This is a genomic window from Silvanigrella paludirubra, from assembly GCF_009208775.1.
Lineage (GTDB): Bacteria > Bdellovibrionota_B > Oligoflexia > Silvanigrellales > Silvanigrellaceae > Silvanigrella > Silvanigrella paludirubra.
Map to the genome: position 1 here is coordinate 60,005 of NZ_WFLM01000008.1, position 9,649 is coordinate 69,653.

The window sequence follows — 9,649 nt, forward strand, 5'->3', positions numbered from 1 at the left end:
CTTTTTTAAAAGGATTTTGTTTCTAATCTTCTAAATTAGAAACTTTTGGGGTTCTAGGATACATCACATATTGTAAATACTTACAAGGAATGTTTCCATTATACACAGTTACTCTCCGTGTTGGACGTAATCCTACATTTTTTAGTCCATCTTCACTACCTGTAATTAACCAAGCTGTCCAATGAGGATATTCTTGTTTCCATAAGTTACCCAAAGATTGGTACATAGGAGAAAGATCTTCACCTTCTTCAAGTCTTTCACCATATGGCGGATTTACTACTAATATACCTTGAGAGGCATGTGGTTTGCTTTGGAAAGCATCTTTTTTAGAAAAATGAATTAATTTGCTAAGCCCTGCTTCCATTGCACATTCTTTTGCCGTTTCAACATTTTTCTCAGAAATATCGCTTCCAAAAAAAGGGGCGAGGGAATCTTGGAATGTAGTAATATTATTTTTTTCTGAATAAAGTTTAATTCTCATAGGAAGATCGGCAATTGGTTTTTCATTTGCAATTATTTTAGCTTTTAAGTCTTTGAGAGCTACCTTCATTTCATTAGCCTTGTTAGGACATAAATCCATAAAAGAAAACTCGTTTCTATGAACATTGGGTTTCCAATGTAACAACGCTAAGGCTGCCTCTATTACAAAAGTTCCTGACCCACACATTGGATCAAGCAAATAAGGTGACATAAGTATTGGTTTTGCTTTACTAGTAATTCCTTGTTGTTTTAAAAGCCTTGTTTCTTTATCTTCAAAATAAACAGCATCAGAGGAATTCCAAATATGGTTTGCTAATAAATTCCAGCCTGAAATTCTTAATAAAGATGCTGCTAAGGATTCTTTTAAAGGAGCTTCCACAGTTTTTACACGATATCCTCTTTGAGAAAGAGGCTCTCCCGTTGTATCAACAGAAATACTCAATTTATCACGGAAAAGTCTTACAAAAATTTTAACATCGGGTCTTTCTGTATTTACATCGGGTCTTTCACCAAATTTGTCACGAAATGAATCACAAATCGCATCTTTTACTTTTAAACCAACAAACATAGAGTTTTGGACAAAAGTATCATTTATGGAAGCATTGACTGAAAAAGTTAAATTTAAATCAAAAATAGAAGTCCAATCGAGAGATCGAGACATTTCATAAAGATCTTTTTCATCATTAACTTGATCTTCTGCAAGAACGAGCAAAACCCGACTTGCGCACATAGAAGAAAGGTTTACAGCGATACAACCAGCCCAAGGAGCTTCTAAATAGCAACCTGCAGATCCTTTCCAAACTCTGTGTTTGATTTGAAATTGAGAACAAATTTCCTCAATTTCATCTTTTAAAATATCTTCAAATCCCCTAGAAGTTGTTATGAAAAAACGTTGGATAGATAAATTAGAATAATAATATCTTTCATTATTTTGATTACGGAGGTGATTTTCCTTTTTCTTCATTTTTTTCCTTAGCAGGAGCGCATAAACCTAGTTCTCTTAGCATTTCAAATTCTCTGCCAGAGCGAATACGTGTATAATACTCCAAAAATTGTGTTGCTTTAGCGGGTGATGAGTTTTCTAGAAGTTTTGTTACCTGACGTGCAGGTAACCTACTTAATAACGCTATTACTAGATCTCTATCCATTGTATCCATTACAGGAGCGACTTTTCGAGGTTCCATTTTTGAAACAAACTCAACAGCCTCTTTCACCCTATCCTCTTTCAGTTTTTTCTCTTTTTGAAGTGTTTCGTCAAGTAACCTTTTCTCTTCTTCAATTTTTTTTAGCCTAGAATCTACATCAAGACGAGCTAAATCATAAGATTTTTTTGCCTCTTGTAATTTAACGATTTTTTGTTCGATATCTTGTTTGGTAATTTCAAGCTCATCACGAATTCGCATAGCTTCTGTAGCGGTTAATTCTCCCCTAGGTATGACAGGAAGATTTTGGGCAAAAGTTTCATTTTCAAAAAAACCGTTTAATAGAATACAAGGAAAGAAAAGGAGTAAAATAATCACTCTTCACCTCTTTCTTGAATTTGATTTCGTAAAAATTTTTGAGCTCCAATTTCATCAAGGCGTGCTTGCTCTTTAATAGATTCTTTTTCTAAAAATTGTTTTTTCTTTATATCTTTAAGATTTTCAATTATTTTTTGATTTCTTTTGGATTGAATTAAGGCCTGTTGAAATACTTCTAAATCAGACTGATATGTTCTTAAATTATCTAAAAGCTCCATTATTCTTTCTTGTCTTATTGTTAATGACCTTTCAAATAAAGATATTTTATGCATTTGAGCTAATTGAACACTTTTATTTAATTCTTCTCTCTCATTAAAGTAAAAATCTCTTTCTTCATTGATCATTCTTTTTAATTCATTAATTATATTTCTTGTATACTCAACTCTAAGTTCTGCATCACGAGTTTCTTGTTCCCTTAAATTTAATATTTTTTGTAGAGTAAACCGAAATGTCATACTTCTACCTCTCTAGTTAATTCATGTAATAAACTTAGAGAATCTTCAAAATTACAATTTATAGATCGATCTTGTTTTAAATAAGATTCAATTTTAGGAAGAATTTTTATTGCTTTATCCAATTTTGGATTCATTCCTGGATTATAGGCGCCAATTGTTATTAAATCTTCATTTTTTTGATATTCAGACATTAAATCTCTTAAAATACTAACTTCTTTTAAATGTTTTTCATCTGTAATATCTATCATAACGCGACTAGCGCTCGAAAGAACATCAATAGCTGGAAAATGATTTTTTTCGGCAAGTGATCGGGATAAGTTAATATGCCCATCTAAAATACTTCTTGCAGAATCGCTTACTGGATCATTAAAATCATCACCTTCAACTAATACAGTATAAATACCTGTTAATGAACCTTTTGAATCGCTATTTCCAGCTCGCTCTAATAGCTTAGGTAACAAAGAAAAAACGGATGGAGTATATCCTTTTGTTGTGGGAGGTTCTCCTACAGATAATCCAATTTCTCTTTGAGCCATAGCAACTCGTGTAAGGGAATCCATAAGTAATAAAACTTTTTTTCCTTGTTCTCTAAAATATTCAGCAATTGCTGTTCCAACATGTGCTGCTCTTACTCTACTTAAGGGAGATTGATCGCCAGTTGAAACAACAACTATACTTTTTTTCATACCTTCAGGACCAAGATTTTCTTCAAGAAATTCTCTAACTTCTCGACCTCTTTCCCCAATTAATGCAATTACGTTTATTTCGGCATCAGAGTAACGAGAAATCATACCCATAAGAACACTTTTACCAACACCAGAGCCTGCCATAATGCCAATACGTTGCCCTTCACCAAAACTTAATAATCCATTTATAGAGCGAATACCTGTATCAAAATGACTTTGTATTCTTTTACGGATTAATGGATTTAAGGGTTCACGTACAATAGAGTACGGCACGCCTTGATTTTCAGTAAAATTTTTGCCTGTCATGGGGCGCCCATAGCCATCAATTATTCTTCCAATTAAATGCTCCCCAACCATTATTTTTTGTTCACGTTCTATGCATTGAACAAGGGAATTAGCACAAACCCCAGTAGGATCAGAAAAAGGAACAACCAATGATTTTTCTTTTCGAAAACCGACAATTTCACCTTCAATTGAGAACGTTTTTTCTCGATTAAAAATGCGAACTAAAGCACCTAAAGGAGCATCAGATAAAGTAACTTCAATTACTGTTCCAACAATTTGGACAACTTTTCCATATTTTTCAAATGAACTATGAGAATCTATTATTTCTCTTTGTTTCTTTAGCTTTAATAGGGCTTGATTTGAAAACATTTATTAAATTGCCTTTTTTAATTCAAAATTTTCTTTTTCATTTTTTTCTGATTCATTATTTATATCTTTAAACAATTCAGACTTAATATTTTGAATAACATGATCAACATTTTTCTTAATATCCACTAGAGAAGCACCCGTATCATTTTCTATCTGAAAGCTTCCAATTTCAAGAGCATTGTTTTCTTTTATTTGAATTCTTGAATTTTCATTCATAGATTCAAGATGCTTTTTAATTCTTATAGCATCACTAGGATTCATTTGAATTGATAAGGAAGACGTTGCACTGAAGGATTTTAAAACTTCATCAAATAACTTTATCAATGATGAATCACTTACTTTTATTTGTTCTCTCAATATTCTTTCACAACAAAGTTTAGCTAATTCTAAAAAAATATCTTTACCTTCTTCGATTAATGAAATTTTTAATTTATCCATTCGAATGGCAGCTTCTGAAATATTTGAAAAAGCTCGATCAAATTTGGATTCAGAAGCAATCAATCCTCTTTCTTCACCAGTCCGAAAACCGTTTGAATTTCCTTCTTCATATCCTTTTTTAAAACCTTCTTCACGTCCTTCTTTTTCTCCTTTTTCAAAACCTTCTAAATGACCTTTTGAGTAGCCTTCTTCTTTTGCTTCTTTCAATTTTAATTCAATCTGATTTTGATCTATTTCATTTGGTTTATTTATATTTTCAATTGGCTTTTGTTCCATTTGAGGTTTTATTTCAACGTTTTTTTCTTCAATATTTTCTTTTTTTTCATTAACTTCTTCTGATTTACTTGGATTAAAATTTGTGAATTTATTCTGATCATTTACTTGTTTTTTTTGTTGATTTTTTTTATTTTTATTATCTATTTTAATTTCTTCAGAATGCTCAATTTCAGCAAGTTCTAATGCCATAGCTTCTTCTTCATCCATTATAGATCTTCTTCTTCTCTTAACCATTTCCCTTTGACCTTTTTTATAATCTTCAGTCATATCTCTTGGAATTAATGGCTTAGATTTTTCAGCAAAAGGTTTTTCGAATTCTTTTGCAATTTGAACTTTTTCAGAAATTTCTAGTGGGTCATGCATTTTCTCTAATATAACAGTTTTTTTAACATTATCTGGAAAAATAATACTTTGTTCATTAAAATGAAGCCATGGATAACTTTCCATATCAAGCATTTTCATTACTTTTTCATTTGATTTTTTAACAAGTTTACCAACTCTAGAGCCCACAAAAACCTCTTATATAAATTACACTAATGCATTTTCTCCACTTGCAGAAATAACAATTTTACCTTCATCATTTAATCTACGAGCTACTTGAACAATGGCAAATTGAGCCTGTTCGACATCGGATATTTTAGCAGGTCCCATAATTGTCATTTCTTCTTTTAAATTTTCAGCAGCTTTTTGAGACATGTTTTTGTAAATTAATTCTTTTACGCCTTCCGAAGCTGTCTTTAATGCTAGTTTTAATTGCTCTGGCTTAACTTCACGCAATACTGTTTGAATTCCTCTATCATCAATTTTAATTAAGTCATCAAATACAAACATTAATTTACGAATATTTTCTGCTAAATCTGGATCTCTTTCTTCTAATCTATCTAATATATTTTCTTCTGTAGCTTTATCCATAAGATTTAGCATTTCAACAATAGGATCAATACCTCCTACTTTAGAACTTGTTACGTTTCCTAGTCTCTGGATTTCATTTCTTAAAACATCATCAATTTCATCTATAATTTCAGGTGAAACACTTTCTAAACTTGCTACTCTTAAAATTAATTCTGTATGCAAACTTTCTGGTAAAATTTTTAGACATTCTCCAAATTTTTTTGGGTCTAAATGAGCTAAAATAAGAGCCATTGTTTGCGGATGCTCACTTCTTAAAAAATTGGCTAAAGTTTTCGGATCAATTAATTCTAAAGATTCTAAGTTTGCATTTGATGTTAAAGAAAGTTCATCAATTAAAGCATTTGCTTGGTCACTTTTAAAAGCAGATTCAATTAATCGTTTTGTAAAGTCGTTACTTCCTAAGAAGTATTTTTTATTTGATTGTAGAATTTGGTAAAATTCTTCCATTACAGTATCAATTGCATCACTATCAACACGACCAAGTCGACTCATAGCGCTACCAATGCGCTTGATTTCAAACTCAGTCATATGTTTGAAAATTTCTGCAGATATTTCTTCGCCAAATGCTAGCAAAAGAATTGCCGCCTTCTGGGGCCCTGTATACTTAACTGCCACATTATCCCCTTCATACTATTTTTTTTATTTTAATGCCAAATTTCTATCTTAGGGAGGAATAATAAGAACCACTTGTCAAATTAAAACAAGGAAATTATTTTCTATTACTTTTTTTCAAAAATTTGGCTGTTTTGTTAAGAATTATTTTTTAATATAAATTAATATTATCTTATAAAATATTTAAATTTAATTTTAGGTAATATTTATATGAAATTATTATTTAAAAAAATGTATTTACTCCTTTATAATTTATTTTTATTCTCAATTATTTTTTCACATTTCCAAATTAAAGCAGAATTACCCAGTGATATAAAACATATTATATCAAGAGGAAAGCTTATTGTAGCTGTTAACTCAGTTGATTATCCTCCCTTTTTTTATCATAACAAAGATAATAAACTTGAAGGTTATGACATTGACATAGCTCATGATATAGCAAAATACTTAGGAATTGCAGTTGAATTTAATCAATCAGCTAACACATTTAAAGGTGTCGTCAATCTTGTTGAAAATGACAAAGCCGATTTGGCGATTAGTGCTATAAGTGGAACACTTACAAGAGGACTTATTGTCCGTTTTTCAGATCCATATGTAACTCCAAACCAATCCTTAATTTTAAATAGACTACTTGAAGTTCAAATTTCTAATCACATTAAAATAGCTCCATCAAAGGCTAAAATTGCAATATTAAATAATTCCTCTTATGAAGACTTTGCTAAACAAAATTATGATTATTTTAAAAACAACTTTGGCGATTTTTCATTTGTTAAATATGACTCTCTTGAGCAAGCTTTTTCTGATGTACTTGACGGAAATATTTTAGGATTATATGTAGATGAAATTTATGCAAATTACATGACTTATGCTAACAAAAAAGCAAATATTTTTACTCATAAAAGAATAGTACAAGAAGCAATTGATCCTATTTCAATTGCTGTAAATTGGAAAAATCCAAATTTAGCATATTGGGTAAATTTATATATTCGAAGAATGAAATTTAATGGAAAAGAAAAAATACTTTATAATAAATACTTAAGAGATAAAAAATGATACAACGCTTAAAGAAAATACTTTTAAATCATTGGACAATTTTAATTGCTATGACGTTAGGTATGCTATATGGTATTTTTCTCCCAAAATCAGCTCAAAACTTAAACTTTTTTGGTGAAATTTATTTAGAAATGCTACAAATTACCGTCATACCAATAATGATGACTGCATTAATTTGCGGTTTTTATAATATTTTTCATAATAGTGACTCATTATATTATTTAAAAAGACTTTCTTTTTTTTATATTACTCTTATTATTTTAACTGCAACTTTATCATTTAGTCTATCTTTTATTATTTCACCAGGATCAAATTTGAGTAAAGATACTATTGAATTGTTAAATAATGGTCTTGGAAATACAGAATTAAGTTTTAGTAATAATATCTTATCTTCACCTGAAAATATTTTAGAAAGTATAAAAAAATCTTTACCAATTAATATTATAAAATCTATATATGAAAGAAGAGATATTTCAATTCTTATCTTTTCTATTCTTTTAGGAATTTCTTTAGGCATAACAGATAGCCCAAGTGTTAAAATTGCCATTTCATTTTTTGATGCTATATTTTTAGCTTTTATGAGAATGGTTAATATTTTATTATATTTATTACCAATTGGTATTTTTTTTCTTATCTCAGGATTTGTTTCAAATGTTGGAGTAGAAACATTAAAATCGTTATTTGATTTAATTGCACTTATATATGCCATTATATTTATTTTATTTATATTATTTTTATTTATTATTTCAAGGAAAAGAAAATATTCAATTTTAAATACAATAAAAAAATTAAAACATGCTTATTTAATTGCTTTTGCTACCTCGAGTAGTTTTGCCGCTATGCCAGCCGCCATGCTTTCTTTGACAAATGATTTTAAAATTGAAAAGAAAAATGTTGAACTTATAATGCCTCTAGGTATTAGTATTTTTAAACCAGGAATCATGATTCGCAGTATCACTATTGCCTTTTTTTTAATGAATCTTTATCATATTCCAATAAATATAACCTCAATTTTCACGTTATTCTTAAGTAGCTTTTTATCTTCTTTAGCCAGCACCGCTGGTCCTGCTATACTTAGTGCAACTACCTTTGGAATTGTATTATCCCCTTTAGGCATTCCACCTACTGTTGGAATCTTTTTATTGTTAAGTATTGAACCTATGATTGATCCTATCACAAGTATGTTAAATATTCAGAGCAATTGCCTTGTTACCATTTTAGTAGCAAAAACACAAAACACTCCCGAAGAAAACACAGTTTAATTCAATATATCTCTTCTTATATTTTCACTTATAATACATTCAAACTCAATATTTGTAAATTCACAAACCGCTTTAGAAACATTAAATAAGGAGTTTGGAGATGGAATATAAGAAGTATATATCAACGATTTTTTTAGAATAGAACTGGCATCAGCTGATTTTTTTCCAGTATTTGCTAATTCACTAGAAATTTCTGGAATAGGTGACTTTATAATGCCGCTTATTATTTTTTGATCATCAGTAAAAGTTTTAAAGCTTATAAGCATTGATGTTGATTTATCGGAAGAAGATATTGAATTTGCAACAATATCATCAATTTTATATGCTTTATTATTTGCACCAGGCTCAAAAGAATAAGATTTCATATATTTAGATGAAATAAAGCTTACTCCTAAGCCAGTAACTGCAGATATAATACCTAATGATAAAGACGCCCATCCAAGTGCACTTGCTGTTTCAGCGTAAGCAGCAGCTGCATTTTTATCCCCAGCTTCTGAAGCGGCTCTTGATTTTGCGCTATAAACTTCATTAGCTATTCCAGTTGCACCAGCAGCTACTCCTGTAACAAGTGATGTCGTTGCCAAGCCAACCTGAACAGCACCTGCAACCGAACCTGTCGCCGTTGATACCACTGTAGAAGCAGCTGCTGAAACCGATCCCGCCGCCGTTAAACCAAGCGAACTACCAAAGGTAACAACAGAAGCTACAATTCCTATGATTGCAAGAAGAATTCCTATTCCCATTACTGTATAAGAAGCCGCGCTTTCCCCTGTTGGGTCAAACTTCATGATTGGGTTATTTTCTGCAAATGTATAACCATTAATGCCACCTTTTCCAAACGGAGAATGGACATCGTATTGCATAAAACGACCTAAAGCAGGATTGTAAGCTCTGTAACCTTGTCCAAGGAATTGATATCCAGATTTCCCGTCTGTTCGTTCACCGTTAAATCCAAAGCCACTTGTTTTAGCACTTGTTGCTTTTTCAGATAAATCGGATTGCTGACCATACGGTGTATAGACAAAGTTAGCGTCTAATACTTTACGACCTTCCATGATACGAATCACACTGTGTGCTTGATCCGTTAAGAAAATTTGAGTATTTTGACCAGCTGTTACTTTACCAATAACACGGCCACTAACTTGAAAATAACTTGTCATTATGCCAGCTATAATCTCATTTAAAACACGAGAACCACTGTAATAGAATTTATTTTCTACATTTCCAGAGTCTTTTTGAGAAACAAGAATGCCAGAACCATTGTAACGATATTCTGTTACATTACCTTCTTTTGTAAATGT

General features: G+C 30.7%; 9 protein-coding genes. 2 read left to right on the forward strand and 7 right to left on the reverse strand.

Features of this window, described 5'->3' with window-relative positions; all coding sequences use genetic code 11:
- Positions 1-22: 22 nt before the first annotated feature.
- Genes GCL60_RS16615 through fliG form a run of 6 tightly spaced genes read right to left on the reverse strand, consistent with a single transcriptional unit; the run spans position 23 to position 6,036 of the window.
- The gene (locus tag GCL60_RS16615) at positions 23-1,444 is read right to left on the reverse strand and encodes a THUMP domain-containing class I SAM-dependent RNA methyltransferase (RefSeq protein ID WP_153421804.1); all 1,422 of its coding nucleotides are present in this window, start codon (positions 1,442-1,444) and stop codon (positions 23-25) included.
- Positions 1,416-2,000 carry a MotE family protein gene (locus GCL60_RS16620; RefSeq protein ID WP_153421805.1) on the reverse strand — a complete coding sequence of 195 codons (585 nt, stop codon included), beginning with the start codon at positions 1,998-2,000 and terminating at the stop codon, positions 1,416-1,418. Before GCL60_RS16620 ends, GCL60_RS16615 begins: the two co-directional genes overlap by 29 nt.
- Positions 1,997-2,455 carry a flagellar export protein FliJ gene (gene fliJ, locus GCL60_RS16625; RefSeq protein WP_153421806.1) on the reverse strand — a complete coding sequence of 153 codons (459 nt, stop codon included), beginning with the start codon at positions 2,453-2,455 and terminating at the stop codon, positions 1,997-1,999. The genes GCL60_RS16620 and fliJ overlap by 4 nt, the downstream gene beginning before the upstream one ends.
- Positions 2,452-3,795: a FliI/YscN family ATPase gene (locus GCL60_RS16630; RefSeq protein ID WP_153421807.1), complete on the reverse strand. Its 1,344-nt coding sequence runs from the start codon at positions 3,793-3,795 to the stop codon at positions 2,452-2,454. Before GCL60_RS16630 ends, fliJ begins: the two co-directional genes overlap by 4 nt.
- Positions 3,796-3,798: 3 nt before the next feature.
- A complete protein-coding gene (locus GCL60_RS16635; protein WP_153421808.1) occupies positions 3,799-5,019 on the reverse strand; it encodes a FliH/SctL family protein in 1,221 nt (406 codons plus the stop codon).
- A gap of 18 nt (positions 5,020-5,037) precedes the next feature.
- Entirely contained in the window at positions 5,038-6,036 is a 999-nt protein-coding gene (gene fliG, locus GCL60_RS16640) for a flagellar motor switch protein FliG (protein ID WP_153421809.1), read from the reverse strand.
- Positions 6,037-6,243: 207 nt separating this feature from the next.
- Between fliG and GCL60_RS16645 the strand changes: the two genes are divergently transcribed.
- On the forward strand, positions 6,244-7,086 hold the full coding sequence (locus tag GCL60_RS16645) for an ABC transporter substrate-binding protein (protein WP_153421810.1): 843 nt from the start codon (positions 6,244-6,246) through the stop codon (positions 7,084-7,086).
- Positions 7,083-8,348: a dicarboxylate/amino acid:cation symporter gene (locus tag GCL60_RS16650; protein WP_153421811.1), complete on the forward strand. Its 1,266-nt coding sequence runs from the start codon at positions 7,083-7,085 to the stop codon at positions 8,346-8,348. Before GCL60_RS16645 ends, GCL60_RS16650 begins: the two co-directional genes overlap by 4 nt.
- On the opposite strand, the gene GCL60_RS16655 is transcribed toward GCL60_RS16650, so the two are convergent.
- Positions 8,345-9,649 (reverse strand): RHS repeat-associated core domain-containing protein (locus tag GCL60_RS16655; RefSeq protein WP_161998267.1); only part of this gene is annotated, 1,305 nt, incomplete at its 5' end. The genes GCL60_RS16650 and GCL60_RS16655 overlap by 4 nt on opposite strands.